19 protein-coding genes are annotated in these 18279 nt (G+C 52.4%); 4 read left to right on the forward strand and 15 right to left on the reverse strand.

The window, feature by feature from the left end:
* Positions 1–92: 92 nt before the first annotated feature.
* Complete coding sequence (gene lexA / locus ACMZ66_RS04000) at positions 93–800, forward strand: transcriptional repressor LexA (RefSeq protein WP_416934665.1); 708 nt, start codon at positions 93–95, stop codon at positions 798–800.
* Positions 801–894: 94 nt separating this feature from the next.
* Here the strand turns inward: lexA and ACMZ66_RS04005 are convergent, their stop codons facing one another.
* A complete protein-coding gene (locus ACMZ66_RS04005) occupies positions 895–2895 on the reverse strand; it encodes a ComEC/Rec2 family competence protein (protein ID WP_416934667.1) in 2001 nt (666 codons plus the stop codon).
* A 279-nt stretch (positions 2896–3174) separates the two neighbouring features.
* Here ACMZ66_RS04005 and gltX point away from each other — a divergent pair, with 279 nt between their 5' ends.
* The 3 genes from gltX to ACMZ66_RS04020 all read left to right on the forward strand — a co-directional run bounded on the left by gltX (position 3175) and on the right by ACMZ66_RS04020 (position 6002).
* Positions 3175–3921 carry a glutamate--tRNA ligase gene (gltX, locus tag ACMZ66_RS04010; protein ID WP_416934669.1) on the forward strand — a complete coding sequence of 249 codons (747 nt, stop codon included), beginning with the start codon at positions 3175–3177 and terminating at the stop codon, positions 3919–3921.
* A 302-nt stretch (positions 3922–4223) separates the two neighbouring features.
* A complete protein-coding gene (locus ACMZ66_RS04015) occupies positions 4224–4583 on the forward strand; it encodes a hypothetical protein (protein ID WP_416935618.1) in 360 nt (119 codons plus the stop codon).
* A 111-nt stretch (positions 4584–4694) separates the two neighbouring features.
* Entirely contained in the window at positions 4695–6002 is a 1308-nt protein-coding gene (locus tag ACMZ66_RS04020; protein ID WP_416934671.1) for a citrate synthase, read from the forward strand.
* Between the two features lie 110 nt (positions 6003–6112).
* Here the strand turns inward: ACMZ66_RS04020 and ACMZ66_RS04025 are convergent, their stop codons facing one another.
* From ACMZ66_RS04025 to frr, 14 genes are all read right to left on the reverse strand, one after another.
* The gene (locus ACMZ66_RS04025; protein ID WP_416934673.1) at positions 6113–6553 is read right to left on the reverse strand and encodes a VOC family protein; all 441 of its coding nucleotides are present in this window, start codon (positions 6551–6553) and stop codon (positions 6113–6115) included.
* A 75-nt stretch (positions 6554–6628) separates the two neighbouring features.
* The gene (gene lpxB / locus ACMZ66_RS04030) at positions 6629–7795 is read right to left on the reverse strand and encodes a lipid-A-disaccharide synthase (protein WP_416934675.1); all 1167 of its coding nucleotides are present in this window, start codon (positions 7793–7795) and stop codon (positions 6629–6631) included.
* The gene (locus ACMZ66_RS04035) at positions 7785–8615 is read right to left on the reverse strand and encodes an LpxI family protein (protein ID WP_416934677.1); all 831 of its coding nucleotides are present in this window, start codon (positions 8613–8615) and stop codon (positions 7785–7787) included. Before ACMZ66_RS04035 ends, lpxB begins: the two co-directional genes overlap by 11 nt.
* Before the next feature lie 13 nt (positions 8616–8628).
* On the reverse strand, positions 8629–9432 hold the full coding sequence (gene lpxA / locus ACMZ66_RS04040; RefSeq protein WP_416934679.1) for an acyl-ACP--UDP-N-acetylglucosamine O-acyltransferase: 804 nt from the start codon (positions 9430–9432) through the stop codon (positions 8629–8631).
* A gap of 2 nt (positions 9433–9434) precedes the next feature.
* Complete coding sequence (gene fabZ, locus ACMZ66_RS04045; protein ID WP_416934681.1) at positions 9435–9884, reverse strand: 3-hydroxyacyl-ACP dehydratase FabZ; 450 nt, start codon at positions 9882–9884, stop codon at positions 9435–9437.
* Between the two features lie 11 nt (positions 9885–9895).
* A complete protein-coding gene (gene lpxD, locus ACMZ66_RS04050) occupies positions 9896–10915 on the reverse strand; it encodes a UDP-3-O-(3-hydroxymyristoyl)glucosamine N-acyltransferase (protein WP_416934683.1) in 1020 nt (339 codons plus the stop codon).
* A complete protein-coding gene (locus tag ACMZ66_RS04055) occupies positions 10915–11499 on the reverse strand; it encodes an OmpH family outer membrane protein (protein ID WP_416934685.1) in 585 nt (194 codons plus the stop codon). Before ACMZ66_RS04055 ends, lpxD begins: the two co-directional genes overlap by 1 nt.
* Positions 11499–13577, reverse strand: a complete 2079-nt coding sequence (gene bamA, locus ACMZ66_RS04060) for an outer membrane protein assembly factor BamA (RefSeq protein ID WP_416934687.1) — start codon at positions 13575–13577, stop codon at positions 11499–11501. Before bamA ends, ACMZ66_RS04055 begins: the two co-directional genes overlap by 1 nt.
* Positions 13520–13825 carry a hypothetical protein gene (locus ACMZ66_RS04065; protein ID WP_416934689.1) on the reverse strand — a complete coding sequence of 102 codons (306 nt, stop codon included), beginning with the start codon at positions 13823–13825 and terminating at the stop codon, positions 13520–13522. The genes bamA and ACMZ66_RS04065 overlap by 58 nt, the downstream gene beginning before the upstream one ends.
* Positions 13825–14928, reverse strand: coding sequence for an RIP metalloprotease RseP (gene rseP, locus ACMZ66_RS04070; protein ID WP_416934691.1), 1104 nt, complete (start codon positions 14926–14928; stop codon positions 13825–13827). The genes ACMZ66_RS04065 and rseP overlap by 1 nt, the downstream gene beginning before the upstream one ends.
* 38 nt (positions 14929–14966) lie before the next feature.
* Complete coding sequence (locus ACMZ66_RS04075; RefSeq protein ID WP_416934693.1) at positions 14967–16127, reverse strand: 1-deoxy-D-xylulose-5-phosphate reductoisomerase; 1161 nt, start codon at positions 16125–16127, stop codon at positions 14967–14969.
* A 39-nt stretch (positions 16128–16166) separates the two neighbouring features.
* Positions 16167–16985, reverse strand: coding sequence for a phosphatidate cytidylyltransferase (locus ACMZ66_RS04080; RefSeq protein WP_416934695.1), 819 nt, complete (start codon positions 16983–16985; stop codon positions 16167–16169).
* Positions 16972–17712 carry an isoprenyl transferase gene (locus ACMZ66_RS04085; RefSeq protein ID WP_416934697.1) on the reverse strand — a complete coding sequence of 247 codons (741 nt, stop codon included), beginning with the start codon at positions 17710–17712 and terminating at the stop codon, positions 16972–16974. The genes ACMZ66_RS04080 and ACMZ66_RS04085 overlap by 14 nt, the downstream gene beginning before the upstream one ends.
* Positions 17713–17714: 2 nt before the next feature.
* A complete protein-coding gene (gene frr / locus ACMZ66_RS04090) occupies positions 17715–18278 on the reverse strand; it encodes a ribosome recycling factor (RefSeq protein ID WP_416934699.1) in 564 nt (187 codons plus the stop codon).
* Position 18279: the final 1 nt, after the last annotated feature.

Raw genomic sequence — 18279 nt, forward strand, 5'->3', positions numbered from 1 at the left:
TGTTTTTGGCCCGATGCGCTTGACCCGATAAAAGAACTAAAGTAGAACATTTATGTATCCTTTTTGTTCTTGCTACAGGTTCGGGAAATATCATGCTGACGCGCAAGCAATATGAGTTGCTGGTCTATATCGACAATTACCTTCGCGATCACGGTATCTCGCCCTCTTTTGACGAAATGAAAGAGGCCCTGAACCTTAAATCCAAATCTGGCATTCATCGCCTGATTACCGGGCTTGAAGAGCGCGGGTTTATCCGCCGCCTCGCCCATCGTGCCCGCGCACTTGAAGTGATCCGCCTGCCGGAAAACAGCGATGATGATGCACCAGAAACGCCAAATAATGTGACATCGATTGCCAGTGCCCGAAAGGCACCGCATCGTCCCGCAACCGTCCCGACAGCGTTTTCGGAAACCGGTAAGTCCATCGGTCTTCCGCTATATGGTCGGATTGCTGCGGGTACGCCGATTGAGGCCCTTCGCGATCAAAGCACGATGGTGCAGGTTCCGGCAGCCCTTTTGGGGGCTGGTGATCATTACGCACTTGAAGTTTCCGGTAATTCCATGATCGAGGCAGGTATTCTTGATGGGGATACAGTCCTGATCCAGCGCTGTGAACAAGCCCATGACGGCACGATCGTTGTCGCACTCGTCGATGACAGCGAAGCGACCCTAAAGCGTCTTAAGCGCGGTCGCGGTGAAGTCCTTCTGGAACCGGCCAACGCACGATACGAAACCCGTGCCCTGTCACCTGATCGCGTGCGTATTCAGGGTCGCTTGGTTGGGCTTCTGCGCCAGTACTAAGCTGTTCCCGATCAAACCAAACGATCCAACTGAATTCAGATCGCCCGGTGCATCTTGCCCGGGCGATTTTTTGTTTCTGGGGTCATTTTGTCGCCTAACGGCTCGTACGACCGCCGATCACAATCCATGGCCAATCACCAACAACGTCGCGAACGGTTTTGATCGCAGCACCATTCATGCTTTGGTTCGTTAACGTCATGGCAACACCGCCCTGCCACCACAGGACATCGTCATCAATGATCTTTGATCCACCTAACATTTTGCATGACGATCCCGGCATATCATTTTGTAAATTAACAATTATTTTAGCATTACGGCAGAAATAGAACGGATCATCCATACGACTTGCGATGATGATTTGCTTCTTATCTTCGGCCGACCCAACTGCGATTGCACATGGATCATCGCAGGACCTGATACGTAGTGCAGCATCTTCAGGGCGAATACCAAACCGACCTGTCCAAAGCGACTTTTGAAACCCGTTCAAACCCGCTGACACATGCAGGATATCTGCATGGCGGTCATAGACAGCCCAACTTTCCTGATCCCCTGATATCAGGATTTCCGGTTCATCATGGTTAAGCTGGACCACCAAAACCAAGATCATGAATGGGGCCACAAGATATGTCATGATGCGCTCTTGCCATATCACGGCCCAACTGACGATCATGACCAGACCGGCAACGGCAATCATATCAAGGCCCGATACATACCAAAGGCCCCAATCCTGAGCCGCCACCATGTCCGCCGTGGCAATCAGAATACTCAGCCCAGGTTTCATCAGTGCGAAGGCAATTCCGGCAAGGCCAAGGGGCATCAGTGCAAGCGAGGCAACAATCAATGGCATCACCCAGAATGCCATCACGGGAATTGCAATAAGGTTGGCGATGACGCCCAACATTGATATTCGGCCAAAGTGATAGCCAATGATGGGGGCCGTAACAGCCGTGACGATCACGCCTGTAACAAGCAATCCCAGCAAATAGAACACCGCACGCTCATACCAGGGGCGCATGCCCTGACGATCGAGCCATCGCCTGCCCGGTCCATCATAAAACGCCACCAACGCGCCAACCGCGGCAAAGGAAAGCTGAAAACTTGCACCCAAAACAGCATCTGGCCGCAACACCAAGACCACAATTGCAGCAACCCCAACCAAGCGCAGCGATATGGCCCGTCGATCAAGCAACAATGCCACCCAGACCACCAAAAGCATGACGAATGCGCGCTGGGTCGGAATAGTCGCGCCAGATAGCCCTAGATAAACAAGGCCCGAAAACATCGCAGCGATGGCCGCCCATTTCTTGATCGGATAGCGCAAGGCAATCCGTGGCACCAGTGCGAGCCCAAAACGGACAATAAAAAACACAGTCCCACACAGAAGCCCCATATGCAGGCCAGAAATCGCCAACAAATGTGCCAGACCAGATTTACGCAGATTTTCGGCAATTTCATCGGTGACTTCGCCGCGTTCACCAATGATCAAGGCTTTGGCAACGCCACCTTCATCGCCCGTAAGATGATCTCGAATTGTAACGCCGACAGATTGACGCACTCCTTCGATATACGACCATATCTGGTTGTAATATCTTATTTCTTCATGATCGAGGATTTCGAACTGACGCCCAAAAACAAATCCGGTCGCACCAATTCCACTAAAATAAAGATTGCGGGCAAAGTCCGGATCATCTGGCACGGATGGTGGGCGCAACGGAAACAACCGGGCAGATGCACGAACATGGTCGCCAATTGCAAGTTCGCTATCGCCAAGGAAGCTTAACCTGACATTCCAGTCGATCTGATCGCTGTCGATCCCTTCGATCCGGGATGGCTGTATGGTTGCGCGGATACGTCCGTTGCGTGGTTCCAACATCAAAATAGTGCCGGTAACCTCGGTGCTATACAGCGTCTTGGTGGGAATGTTGGATGGGCCCAAGTCGGTATGAATGGCACTGACAGTCGCACCTAGTGCAAGGCTTGCGGCCAACTGAAACGCGAATGCCAGAAGCGCACGACGCCTGCTGATCCAGAAACCGGAACTCAAAAGAATCACAGCACCAAGAAGCTGAACAACCCCAATACGCGCAGGAAGCAAGAAATAGCCTGCACATCCCAACCCAAAGAAGAGAACGGACGACAGAAACCATTTATTTCTTTGGCTTGTAACAACAAAAGCCATTTGTGAAAAAACATTCACAAACAACTGTTTTGTATGCATTTTGCTAAAGGTATTACGACGAATGTCCAATAGCCTGCCTGCGGGTTAGTTTCTATCTAACATCCGCTGTGGTGCAACAGCGTGTCATTTGTGTTATAGCCTGCACGCCAAAAGTCCATACGACAAGCGACAACATCCAAATAACGGATAGATTGAATGACGGTTGTTACCCGTTTTGCCCCGTCCCCGACCGGGTTTTTACACATCGGCGGCGCACGCACCGCTCTTTATAACTGGCTGTATGCTAAACATACCGGCGGCAAATTTTTGCTCCGTATTGAAGACACTGACCGCGAACGTTCAACCCCGGAAGCTGTTGAAGCGATCTTTGATGGTTTGAACTGGCTGGGCCTGACCGCAGACGAGGAGCCGACTTTCCAGTTCGCCCGTCGCGACCGCCACGCTGACGTTGCAAACGAGCTGCTTGCAGCTGGCAAAGCTTATTACTGCTATTGCTCGCCCGAAGAACTGACCGAAATGCGCGAAAAAGCACGCGCAGAAGGTCGCCCGATGAAGTATGACGGCACCTGGCGTGACCGTGATGCATCCGGGGCACCCGAGGGTGTAAAGCCTGTTGTACGCTTAAAGGCGCCACTAGAAGGCGATGCCGTGATCATGGATCAGGTCCAGGGTGAAGTTCGTGTCGCCAACGAACAGCTTGATGATTATGTCATCCTGCGCGGCGACGGTACGCCCACCTACATGCTTTCTGTTGTCGTCGATGACCATGACATGGGTGTGACCAACGTTATTCGTGGTGACGATCATTTGACCAACGCATTCCGCCAGAAGGCACTTTATGATGCGATGGGTTGGGATGTTCCGACCTTTGCCCATATTCCGCTGAATTCATGGCCCGGACGGTGCAAAACTGTCCAAACGTCATGGTGCGTTGGGTGTTGAATTCCTATCGCGACGAAATGGGCTTCTTGCCAGAGGCCGTGAACAACTACCTGCTGCGTCTGGGCTGGGGTCATGGCGATGATGAAGTCATCTCCCAGGAACAGGCCATTGAATGGTTTGACGTTAAGGATGTGGGCAAAGGTGCTTCACGCTTTGACTTTGCAAAGCTCACCAACCTTAACGGTATCTATCTGCGTCAGGCAGACGATGAGCGCCTTGTGAACGAGATTTCCGGCCGTGTTGCAACGATTGCAGGACTTGATGCAATTGATGCAGCGCAAAAAGAAACCTTGATCAAAGGCATGTCAGGCCTTAAAGAAAGAGCCAAGACACTTATCGAGCTTGCCAAATCATCGGCCTTCTACGTTACGGATGGCGTTGCGTCCTTTAACGAGAAAGCTCAGTCCCTCATTGATAGCGCACCTGAAGGTCTGTTTGCTGAACTGGCCAACAGTCTCGAAGCGCTTGATACCTGGACCGACGAAAGCGTTGACGCAAGTGTACGTGCAACTGCCGAAAAGCTTGATCTCAAGCTCGGAAAAGTTGCACAGCCCTTGCGCGCAGTGCTTACCGGCTCCAATTCTTCTCCAGGCATCTTCGAAGTAATGATTGTGCTTGGCAAAGACCAAACGCTGAAACGCATCCGTCAAACCGGGGCATAACAACAGCGAATTATAAAAAACTAATAGTCTGTTTGCGCTTGATGCGCCGCAGCATTATGCTGCACCCAACTTGAAACCGTGTTCGTTCAAACAGGGAAGGAAAAATAAGTCATGGCTCAGAATTCCAAGACTTCCCACACCGTAACACTCACCGACAATGCCACTGGCAAGTCGTTCGAGATGCCGGTGCTTGAAGGCAGCGTTGGCCCGTCTGTCATCGACATTCGTAAGCTGTATGCTGAAACTGGATATTTTACTTATGACCCGGGCTTCACTTCGACCGGCTCCTGCCAGTCCGAGCTGACCTATATTGACGGCGATGTCGGTATCCTGCGTCACCGTGGTTATGCAATTGACGACCTTGCAGAACAGTCTGACTTCCTCGAAGTCTGCCATCTGCTGCTTTACGGTGAGCTCCCGAACGCTGCCGAGAAAGCAAAGTTCGAAAACGATATCACCATGCACACCATGGTCCACGAACAGATGCGCAATTTCTATAACGGCTTCCGCCGTGACGCGCATCCGATGGCCATCATGGTCGGTGTTGTAGGTGCATTGTCGGCCTTCTATCACGATAGCACCGACATCAATGATCCGAAGCAGCGCATGATCTCCGCGTATCGCCTGATTGCGAAAATGCCGACCATTGCTGCGATGGCATACAAGTATTCGATCGGTCAGCCGTTCCGCTATCCGAACAACAAACTCGGCTATGCAGAAAACTTCCTGCAGATGATGTTTGGCAACCCGTGTGAAGACTATGAAGTCAACCCGGTACTGGCCAAAGCAATGGATCGTATCCTGATCCTGCATGCTGACCACGAACAGAACGCATCGACTTCGACCGTTCGTCTTGCTGGTTCATCGGGCGCAAACCCGTTTGCATGTATTGCTGCTGGTATTGCATCCCTTTGGGGTCCGGCACACGGTGGTGCGAACGAAGCCGTTCTGGTTATGCTCAACGAAATCGGCGATGTGAAAAACATTCCGGAATTCGTTGCAAAAGCAAAAGACAAGAACGATCCGTTCCGTCTGATGGGCTTTGGTCACCGCGTTTACAAAAACTACGACCCGCGCGCCAAAGTTATGCAGGAAACCTGCCACGAAGTTCTCAAGGAACTCAATATCAGCGATCCGCTGCTTGACGTTGCTCAGGAACTCGAGCGCATCGCACGTGAAGACGAGTACTTCATCGAGAAGAAACTCTATCCGAACGTCGACTTCTATTCGGGCATCATCTTCAAGGCGATGGGCATCCCGGTCAGCATGTTCACCGTGCTGTTCGCAGTTGCACGTACCGTCGGCTGGATTTCCCAGTGGAAAGAGATGATCGAAGATCCGTCGCAGAAAATCGGTCGTCCGCGTCAGCTGTTTACCGGTGTTGCAGAACGTCCGTTCGTTCCGGTCGACAAGCGCTAAGCAATCGATCCGATCTTACAAAGATCAAGAAAAAGGCCCGGATTTTTCCGGGCCTTTTTTGTATTTCCAGGCAGTTCCAAACACCCTGCCCCAAATATCTGCAAACTGAATTACCAGCTGCCAACACTTTCCATGCTGACCCACGGCTCAGCCGGGGGAAGGTTGCCACCCTTTTGCAGGAATTCGATCGAGATACCATCAGGCGACCGGACGAATGCCATACGGCCATCGCGTGGCGGACGGTTGATGGTAACGCCCGCATCCATCAGTTTCTGGCAAGTCGCATAGATGTCATCAACTTCATACGCCAGATGTCCGAAGTTGCGACCACCTGTATAGCTTTCCGGGTCCCAGTTATAGGTCAGCTCAAGTTCCGGGGCACGGTTAGCTTTCGCACTTTCGGCATCAGCTTCCGGTGCCAGGTAAATCAGGGTGAAACGGCCCTGCTCGCTGTCGATACGGCGGGTTTCGGACATGCCAAGAAGATCGCAGTAAAATTTCAGCAACTCTTCAACATTCTCGACACGTACCATCGTGTGCAGATAGCGCATTACAATGTCTCCGTCAGGAATTGATCAATGCCCTGAAATTAAATGCAAACAGGACATTGCGCCACCCATCGGAGGCTATTTTTTAGCAATGATTTTCAGAATTTGCTCAGCCGCCTTTTCGCTTGGTGCGCGATCGCCAAAACCAAGCATGGTGCAGGCATCATCAAATCCGGCCTTCTGATCAGAACGAACAGGCCCCTCTGCCAGAAGTTCATCCAGCAGCGGGATGATGTTCGCTGCCTTACAATTTTCCTGCAGGAATTCGGGGATAAGTTTACGCTTCAGAACCAGATTAACGATCGTCACGGTATCGATCTTGATCAGACGCTTTGCGATCCAGCCTGTAACTGCATTTACCTGATAGGCGATGACATGCGGTACGCCTGCGATTGCCAATTCCAGCGATACAGTTCCGGACGCCGCCAAAGCACAATTGGCTGCCGCAAACGCATCATGTCGTTCCTGATCGGTCGCAACAACAATCGGGTCCAGCGGCCAGGACGCCATTTCCGCACGCACCGTATCGGCCACCTTACTTACAGTAGGAACGACAATTCGCGCATCTGGGTATTTCTCTGCAATCGCGTCGATGACCTCCCGAAATACCGGCAGCAGGCGTTTTACTTCGGAATTTCGGCTACCGGGCAGAATCGCCAGCAGCTTTTTATCGGCGCTGATGGCGTGTTGGACACGAAACCGCTCGCCATCTCCATCATGACGTTCTTCGACGGCTGAATGGCCGATAAAGGTGGTCGGCAGGCCTTCTTTTTCAAAGTATGGCGGCTCAAAAGGCAGCAATGCGAGAAGATGGTCCAGGAAGCCGGCAATCTTCTTTGCCCGCCCCTCGCGCCAGGCCCAAACGGATGGCGCGACATAGTGGATCAATGGGATGCCTTTGCCTTTTAGCTTCTTACCAACCCGAAAGCTGAAATCAGGCGCATCAATAGTTACGACCGCGTCAGGACGTTCCGATTTCGCATAATCCGCCGTTTGTGAAATTCGTTTAAGCAAATGGGGAATGTGGGGAATGACCTCGGCCAAGCCCATCACGGACATTTCATTCATCGGAAACAGGCTTTTTAGGCCCTCGCTTTCCATTCGCGGGCCACCGACACCAATGAAACGTGCGTTTGGTTCCAGCTGCTTGATAGCAGCCATCAGGCGACCACCAAGCTGATCCCCGGATGCTTCCCCGGCCACAAGCATGATTTTCGGGCCGTTTGGCGCGTTTTCAGACGCCATGCTCTACATCCTTATCAGGACCAGCCAGACCGATCACAAACAGTCCCAAATCGTTTGCACGGGCAATCACGGCGTCACGATCAATGATCATTGTACCGCCAGCCAAAAGGGCGACACCACGCAAACCGGATTTGTGTGCTTCTTCGATCGTTGTCAGACCAATTGCCGGCAGATCAAGACGCTTGTCTTGTTGAGGCTTGGACGATTTGACCAGAACGCCGCCAACACCCTCTCGCCGATAATTCGCAGATCGACGAACCATCTCGTCAGTGCCTTCGATCGCTTCCAGTGCAAGAACCAGACCTTGCTGAACAACGCAGCCCTGCCCCACATCTGCTGCACCCAAGGTTCGGGCAACTGCAAGACCATGCTTGGCGTCGCTAAGCGCCTGCTCGTCGGGCTTAATTGTCCCCAGAACGCCCTCTGGCACGGCCAGATCGGTCAGAATTTCATGCGCACCAACCAAGCGGAAACCTTCGCGTTCAAGTTCCTCGCCCACTAGGCGCAGCAGACCATCATCGCCCAATGCCTTCATACCGACTTTCATCAGCAGTTTGGTGGCACGCCAATCGGGGCGCATGGCAGAAAAACTTGGGCGCACGACTTTACCTGCCAGAACCACGTCCTGACATTCATGACTGCGCATCGCATCAAGGATTTTAGCAGCCGCACCAAGGCGGACAGTCACATTGGGATAGCTATCTAGGTCATCGTCGTTGGCGTGCCCATCAAGCTTCACAACGAAAACAGCCCGCCCGGCTGTCTTTGCAGCAGCAGCCAAGCGGGCGGGAAGTGCGCCTCCACCAGCGATAATCCCCAATTTTGGTTGCGGATTATCCTGCGGAGCTATCATATTTCGGGGTGCATACCGAACGCATGCTTTCCGCTTTGAGGAAGTTGATGATTTCCATCACCGGTCCAACGCCTTCGAAGTCTTTGGCAACTTCTTCGACGCGCTCGGCAAGCGTGCCTTCCTGTGCAAACAGAAGACGATAGGCCTTCCGAAGCAAATGGATGGTTTCACGGTCAAAGCCGCGGCGCTTCAGGCCAACAATGTTGAGCCCGGAAAGATATGCACGGTTTCCAATGACGGAACCATACGGGATCACATCACTTTCAACACCGGTCATGCCACCAATCATGGCGTGCTTACCGATGCGAACGAACTGATGCACTGCTGACAAACCACCAACGATCGCGAAGTCTTCAACAATGACGTGACCAGCAAGGGTTCCGTTATTGACCAGAATGCAGTGATTGCCAACGTGGCAGTCGTGACCAACATGGGCACCCGTCATCAGCAGGCAATCATCACCAATCGTCGTTTCCATCCCGCCACCTTCGGTACCAGGATTAAGGGTTGCCCCTTCGCGGACTTTGGTGCGTTTACCAACGATCAGACGGCTTGGTTCGCCTTTGAATTTCAAATCCTGCGGCGCATGGCCGACAGAGGCGAAGGGATAGATTTCGCACTCTTCACCAAGCGTCGTGTAACCGGCGACCGCAACATGGCTATGCAGTTTGACCCGGTCACCCAAGACAACATTCGGACCAACAACGCAATAAGGTCCGATTTCGACATCCTGACCAATCTGCGCGCCGTCTTCGACGACGGCGGTTGGATGCACTTTTGACATTATCAGTTATCCCGGATCATCGCGGCAATGGTGGCCTCGGCAACGACCTGACCGTCGACGGTGACCTGGCTTTCAAATTTCCAAACCGGGCCGCGGCTCTGCTTTTTGGTAACGTGAATATGCATGACATCGCCCGGCGTTACCGGCTTGCGGAAACGGGCATTGTCGATGCTCATGAAGTAAACAAGCTTGCCTTCTGCATCCGCACCAAGGGTCTGTACGACCAGGATGGCCGCAGTCTGCGCCATGCTTTCGACGATCAGAACCCCTGGCATGATCGGCTGTTGCGGGAAATGGCCGGTGAATTGCGGCTCGTTCATCGTAACGTTTTTGATGCCGGTGGCGGACTCGCCAACATTGATATCGACAACCTTGTCGATCAGCAGGAACGGATAACGATGCGGAATCATTTCCAGAATGCGCTGAATATCAACACTTACCAGTTCGGTCATGTGTGTAGCCCTTATTTCTTTTTTCGTATCAGACGCGACAAGGCGACGGTCTGTTTATGATATTCCATAACCGGAACTGCCGGGCTGCCGCCCACGGTTTCCCCCGGTCCGATATTTTTCATCACACCAGACTGGGCTGCGACTTTTGCGCCATCACCAATCTCAAGATGCCCGGTGATCCCCGCCTGTCCGGCCAAAACCACGAAATTACCTAGCTTGGTAGAGCCGGAAATCCCGACCTGCGAGACAATAACACAGCCCATGCCAAGTTCGACGTTATGTCCGATTTGTACCAGATTGTCGATACGGCAACCATTGCCAATGATAGTGTCTGGCCCAGCACCACGGTCAATCGTGGAGTTTGAACCGACTTCAACATCATTACCAATGACAACGCGGCCAAGCTGCGGCACCTTTGCATGGCCTTGCGGCCCCATGGCAAAGCCAAACCCATCCTGACCAATGCGTGCGCCCGGATAAATCAGACACAGATTGCCAATCAGGCTGTGGCTAATTGATGCATTCGCGCCGATCTTGCAGCCTGCGCCGATTACAACGCCATCACCAATGACGGCATTGGACGCAATGATCGTTCCATCACCAATTTCGCAATTGGCGCCAATCACGGCACAGGCATCAACCTGAACGCCCTGCCCCAGTTTAGCTGACGGATCAATCACCGCATGCGGTGATACGACGCCGTTGCCAGCCTCAAACGGATAGAACGCCGTCGCTGCCTTTGCATAAGCGCGATACGGATCGGATGTGGTGAAAAGCACCATGCCTTCCGGCGCGCGATCGGCAAATTCCGGGCGAACAAAACATGCGCCCGCTTTGCTATTCACAAATGCATCGATGTATTTGCGGTTATCAAAGAAGCTCAGGATTGAACCATCTGCATTCTGCAACGGAGATACATCTTCAAAAACACGCGTTTCATCCGGCGCGTTTTGAACGGTCGCACCTGTTAGCTCAGCAATTTCAGCGACACTGAACGGTCCCTTGCGACTAAAGAAACGCGCATCCGCCATCAGGAACCTTCCTTGAATTCAACTTTGATGGTTGGAACCTGTTTGTTAACGCGGTCGAACACATCTTTGGTTGCATTCATTGCGTTGGCAAACAGAACAACCTGGCCCTGTTGAAGTACCAGTGTCGCACCACGCTCTTCAGCGACCTTGGCAATCACATCGTTAAGTGCTTTTGCAAAGCCGCCTTGGACCTCTGCAAGTGCTTGGTCGAGAACGCGACTGCGTGCCTGTGCAAATTTCTGGAACTCCGCAACCTTCTGCTGGAAAGCGCGCTGCTTTTCCTGAAAAACGTCAGCTGCAAGCAAGGTGCGCTGTTGGGCAAGCTGCTTTTCTTCTTCACGAAGCCCCTGTTGACGGGTTTCGATATCCTGCTGGTAAGCGACTTGACGGTCACGGATCTGCTTCTTGGCATCAACCATCGCAGACGCCTCACGCATGATTCCGTTGTAGTCGACAACCATGACCGTCGCAATTGTTTCAGGATTTGCCGAGGCATTCTGCGCCTGTGCATCAGATGCAACGGTAAAGCCCAATGCCAGAACAGCAACTGCAGCCAATTTATAGATCGAATTCATCATACTCATCAAAATCTGGTTCCGAAGTTAAGTCGGAACACTTCCTCTTTGTCGTGATCTTCTTTCAGGATGGCTTGAGACAGGTCGACACCAATCGGTCCGAATGGAGATTCCCAGCCGACGCCGACACCAACGGATCCACGAATAGATCCGGTGTCGTATACCTCTCCGGCCCGCGCTCCATCAACACCTTCTGACGAACCAAAGTCGCTGAATACACGACCTTTAAGGGCGAATTCAGACGGCAACCCAAGCGGGAAATCCATCTGCACAGTACCAGCATAGAACATTTTGCCGCCCAGAGCATCGCCAGTGCTAATATCACGGGGACCTACACCTGCTGATTCAAAACCACGCAGGTTTGAACCGCCAAGCATAAAGCGCTGTGATATACGTGTATCGTCGCCAATACCGACAATATAGCCAGTCGAACCACGCGTAGAAAGTATCCACTCGTGTTCACGATCAAGCGGGTAGAAGTAACCACCTTCCACGCGAGACTTAAGGTAAGTTTCGTCGCCACCCACACCGGCAAAGTCGTTTGACAGGCGCGCAAAATACCCTTCAGTTGGTGCAATAGTGCTATCTCGTTTGTCATAAGTCAGGGTGTGCCCAACAACTAACTCGATAAACTCGTTCTCTTCCTCTCGCAACAAGCGAGACGCGTCGCTATCAACATCAGAGTAAGAGTTTTGTTCAATCGTGTAACGGAATGAATGAGACAGATCTTCAGTGTACTTGAAACCAGCACGAAGACGACCACCCGTTTGCTCTTCGTCATAAGAGCTCTCGTCCTGGTTATCCTCTTCGCGACGGTAAATATCAAAACCAGCTGCGATTTCCCGGTCCAAGAAATACGGCTCGGTGAATGACAGGTCGATCTGCTGATCACTGGACCCTAGGGTAAAGTTCAGTCGCAGGTCTTGACCTTTACCGAGCAGGTTGCGCTCACGAATACCAAGCTGACCAAAAGCACCGTCATCGGTTCCGTAACCTGCACCGATTGAGAACTCACCCGTAGATTTCTCTTCGACGTCAACTTCAATAACGGTCTGATCAGGTGTTTTGCCCGGGAGGGTTTTGACATCGACTGTTTTGAAGAAGTTTAGGTTTTCAATGCGTTGCTTCGAGCGCTTCATTTTGGAGCTGCTGAACGCATCACCTTCCACCAAACGGAATTCACGGCGGATCACTTCGTCGAGTGTACGAACGTTACCAACCACATTGATACGTTCGACATAGACCTTCGGCCCTTCGGCGATTGTGAAGGTCAAATCAATAGTGCCGTTTTCGCGGTTACGCTGAACATTTGGTCGAATGTCGATAAAGGCATACCCTTGGTCACCAACGCTGGTTGTCAATGCGTCAACGGCATCGTCCACGAGATTGGCGTTGTACCATTCACCTGCCTGGATTTCCTCTTCGATTAGAGGGCGAAGGGTTTCCGGATCAATCTTATCGATCTGTGAAACAATGTTGATATTACCGAACTGATAGCGTTTACCCTCGCTGACAGTGTAGGTCACGAAGAAGTCTGAACGGTCCGGGGTCAGTTCTGCGACAGATGAAAGCACCTGGAAATCTGCATAGCCCGCCGCCAGATAGAAGCGGCGCAATAGTTCGCGGTCAAACGTTACGCGATCCGGGTCGTAATTGTCGTCTGACGTCAGGATTTTCCACCAGGCACTCTCGGTCGTGCGGATGACATCCGAAAGTTCGCCATCATCAAACGCTTTGTTGCCCACAAAGTTGATCTTGCGGATACCTGTGGCATCCCCCTCGTCAACCTCAAACACCAGATCAACGCGGTTCTGCTCAAGCTGAATGACTTTAGGCTCAACCGTTGCGGCAAACCGACCACTACGGCGGTACAGTTCAAGTACACGCTGAACGTCCGACTGAACCTTTGTACGGGTGTAGACAACGCGCGGGCGGAGCTGAAGCTCGGCACTCAGGACATCGTCTTTAAGTCGCTGGTTACCCTCAAACGCGATACGGTTGATGATGGGGTTTTCAACGACATTGACCTTCAGGATGCCCTGATTGAAGGAAAATGAAACGTCAGCGAAAAGACCCGTCGAAAACAACGCCTTAAGCGAGTTGTTGATTTGCTGTGCGTCATAAAGTCGCCGGCTTTGATCGTAAGATAGGCATTTACCGTCGCACTTTCGATACGATTGTTGCCTTCGACCTGAATGTCGCGGATCAGCCCGGAGCTTTGGGCATATGCTGCCACAGGAATGACCATTGGCGCAGTTCCGCCAAGCAGTGCTGCAGCCAGTGCAGCTGCTTTTACCTTACGCAGCAAGTTAACCCCCCTGATGCTGTCACGCATTAGCCAGCAAGTCCTTTGAGGAAACTAAAGACGCCCAATTGCGTCAAATCGTTCCACGTTGCGAAAATTATTAAGCTGAATACCAAACCCGCGCCAATACGGAAACCATATTCTTGTGCTTTTGCGCCCAATGGCTTACCTCGAATTGCCTCAATCGCGTAAAACACCAGATGCCCACCATCAAGGACCGGAACCGGCATCAGGTTGATCAACCCAAGGCTGATGGAAAGATAGCCCATAAAGAACAGGAGCGGTGCAAGACCACCTTCTGCTACCTGCCCCGACATCTGTGCGATCCGAATTGGTCCACCAAGTTCCGAGCTGTCACGATCGCCGCTGATCATCTCACCCAGTGCCGCAAAGGTCTGCGTCGTCAGGCTATAAGTCGTTTCAAAAGCACGCCCGACACTGGCCACCACACCGTCGCGGCTTGTTTCAAATGCACCCGCAGTAATGCCAAGTCGACCGAAAACCTGCGTTACACCGCCCTCTTCTGCTTCGATAGCTTCCGGCGTAACTGAAAGCGCGACATTCTCGTTTCCACGCAGAACCGATACGGACAGTGTTTCATTCGGGTGTGCACGGACAATATCAGACAGTTCCGAGAACCACGCGACCGGCTGTCCATCAATTTCGACAATCCGATCCTCAGTCACAAAGCCGGCAGTGGCTGCCGGACTGTTTTCCAACACTTCACCAACAACAGGCAAAGCACGCTGCTGACCCACAGCCGCAAACAGAACCGTAAAAATCACAATCGCAAAGATGAAGTTGGCAAGCGGACCAGCAAAAACAATCGCGGCGCGCGCAGCTACACCTTTGTGATGAAAGGCGTACTTCTCTTCCTCCGCATCAAGGTCGTCACGCGAACCAGCACTTGCCGGATTCATATCACCGAACATTTTGACGTAACCGCCAAGTGGGATCAGGCTGACCTTCCAGCGGGTGCCTTTTTTATCGCGCCAACCAAAAAGCTCGGGGCCGAACCCAATCGAAAATGCTTCGACCTTTACACCGTTTTTGATTGCCACCCAGTAGTGACCGTACTCATGCACGAATACGAGGACCGACAGCACAAAAAGAAAAGAAAGCAAGGTTTCCATCAAAACGTCCCTTTACCGGTAAAACCGGCATAATTCACTTAAACAGAAGCAAGATAGTTCGCTGTTTCGCGACGTACCAATGCATCTGTCTCAAACACTTGTTCCAGACTGGTCAGCGCAGAACTGCCAATCTTTGTCATCATTTTTTCCACAGTATTGGCAATATCAAGGAAGCCAATTCTGTCATTGAGGAACGCCTCAACAGCAACCTCGTTTGCGCCGTTCAGGATGGTAGGCAGTGTACCGCCTTCCTGCAAGGCCTGTCGCGCAAGTCGAAGTGCTGGAAAGCGTTCCAGATCCGGTGACTGGAAGTTCAAACCGCCGATCGTGGCAAAATCAAGACGCGGTGCATCCACCTTAATCCGATCTGGCCAGGAAAGCGCATAAGCGATTGGGGTACGCATGTCTGGCGAGCCGAGCTGTGCCAGGACTGACCCATCGCAATATTCCACCATGCTATGCACGACCGATTGTGGGTGCACGACAATCTCAATGCGCCCTTCCGGAACCGGGAAAAGATGCCAAGCTTCAATAAGCTCAAGCCCCTTATTCATCATCGTCGCAGAATCGATGGAAATCTTTGCGCCCATCTCCCAATTGGGATGCGCCAAGGCTTGCGCGCGGGTTACAGATTTCATGTCTGCCAAAGACCATTCGCGAAATGGCCCACCGGATGCGGTCAGCAAAATTCGGTCGATACGATCATCTTTGCGGTCCTCCAGGACCTGAAAGATCGCACTATGCTCCGAATCGACCGGGATCAAAGTCGCACCGTGTTTAACGACTTCCGCCGTCATCAGGGCACCCGCACAAACAAGGGTTTCCTTGTTGGCCAATCCAACACGCACGCCACGTCGGATAGCAGCGAGTGTGGGTTTCAATCCAGCTGCGCCAACGATTGCGGCGATGACGATATCAGACGGACGCTCAGCCGCCTCAATAAGAGCTTCTTCGCCAGCAGCAACTTCAATATCCGAACCTGCCAAGGCATCACACAACGCGCCATAGCGAGAAGCATCACCAATCACGGCGCATTTAGCGCCCAAGTCACGGGCTGCTTTGGCCAGAGCATCCACATTGCGATGCGCGGTGATCGCCTCCACGCAATATTTATCGGTGTGGGATTTCAGAATATCAACCGTGCTGGCACCAATTGAGCCAGTCACACCAAAAACGCTGACGGATTTCTTCGAAGTCATCAAACACCTGTGAAAAAAGCGGCCGGAAATACGACCGCCCTATCGCAGCGCAAGCCCTGCGAAACAGATAATAACAAATGCGACCGGAAACACCGATAGCATCCCGTCAGCCCGATCGAGCAAACCGCCATGTCCCGGGATCAGATTGCTGCTGTCCTTGACCTTGAAATGACGCTTGAGCGCGGATTCACCAAGATCCCCTATCTGCGCAACAACAGCCAAAATCATGCTCACCAAAACGATCAACCAATTGATGGCGCCCGCGCTGAAATAGGTCACCAACCCACCGATCAGGGCCGCACACGCCATACCACCGATCAAGCCAGCCCAAGTCTTTTTCGGGCTGAAACGCGGTGCGAGCTTAGGTCCACCAATCGTCTTACCAAACGCATAGCCGCCAGTATCCGTCGCCCAAACAAGGAAGAACAGCCACATGATGATCAAAAGACCATCGCCTTCCTGAGCGCGCAGCCAAAGCGCTGCCAATGCCGCGACCGAGATATATAAAACCCCGAAACCAGCAAGGAGCCAGTTACGCCCAGATCTGGCTGCAGCAATAACAACACTGATTGCCAAAGGCATGACAAGGAATTCAGGCTGCCCGGTAAGGTGCATCATGATTGCAACGCCAAGCGCAACGCCAGCTACGATGGAAATGGCCGTCGCGTTCTTTGGGGAACACATGCGGACCCATTCCCACATCATACCTGCGGAAAAGGCAAACAGCAGAATATCGAAATAAGGAGTGCCGAACCATACGGCGGCAACAGCGATCGGCGACATTACCAGCGCAGAAAGAATGCGTGGTTTCAGTCCGGAATTGGTATCTTTTTGACGTTCGGTTTCAGATGACTGCACCAAAACGCCGCTCCCGTCCGGCAAAATTGTCAATGGCTTGTTCCAGATGGCTGCGATCAAAATCTGGCCAAAGAACATCCTCAAAGACGAACTCGGTATAGGCCGACTGCCACAGAAGGAAGTTACTAATCCGTTGCTCCCCACTGGTCCGGATCAAAAGGTCCGGATCGGGAATGCCCGCGGTCGACAGATGCTGTTCGATCAGGTCTTCAGAAATATCCGAAGGAGACAACTCGCCCGTCGCAACCTTGGCAGCAATTTCACGCATCGCATCAGTGATTTCGGCGCGGGCGCCATAGCTAAGCGCAATGGTCAGGTTCAAACGCGTGTTTTCACGTGTTTGCGCCTCTGCCTTGGCAAGCAGATCACGGATATCATCAGCAAAACGCGTGCGATCCCCGATGATGCGGATCTTGATACCGTTCTTATGCAAGGTTGCCAGTTCCTTTTTAAGGAACAGGCGTAAAAGCCCCATCAGATCACTTACTTCAGTTTCCGGACGCTTCCAGTTTTCCGTCGAGAACCCGTAAAGCGTCAGATACTCAATACCAAGATGGCATGACGCTTCAATGGTGCGACGAACTGCGTCAACACCAGCGCGATGTCCCATGGTGCGCGGACGACCGCGACCACGCGCCCAGCGTCCATTGCCATCCATAATGATGGCAACGTGACGTGGAACGCACTGGGATTCTGAAGGTTGGATTTGCGAAGAAGTCACAGTCATCGTCAGACTTGCATGATTTCCTGTTCTTTGTGCGCGAGCACTTCATCGATCTCGCCGATGACCTTGTCGGTCAACTTCTGGATCTCTTTCTCTTCGCTGTGCATCTCATCCTTGGAGATGTCACTGTCCTTTTCCCATTTCTTGAGCTGATCCATACCGTCGCGGCGCACGTTACGAACAGAAATCTTTGCCTGTTCGGCATATTTGCCGGCAACTTTGGACAGCTCTGCACGACGTTCTTCGTTCAGTGCAGGAATCGGCACACGAATCAGAGTACCGTCAGCAGCCGGGTTAAGACCAAGACCAGCTTCGCGGATGGCTTTTTCGACAGCCTTGGCCATCGACTTGTCCCAGACCTGAACCGAAAGCATACGTGCTTCGGGAACGCTCACAGACGCCACCTGGTTAAGCGGGGTCGGCACGCCATAGGCTTCTACCATGACCGGCTCAAGAAGGCTTGCACTGGCGCGCCCGGTACGCAGACCGGTGAATTCCTTGTGCAACACTTCGACAGCCCCTTCCATACGGCGGGACAGGTCCTTTTTTAGGCCAGCAACGTCAGACACG

The organism is Thalassospira sp., assembly GCF_048059015.1.
In the GTDB taxonomy this organism is placed as follows: Bacteria; Pseudomonadota; Alphaproteobacteria; order Rhodospirillales; family Thalassospiraceae; genus Thalassospira.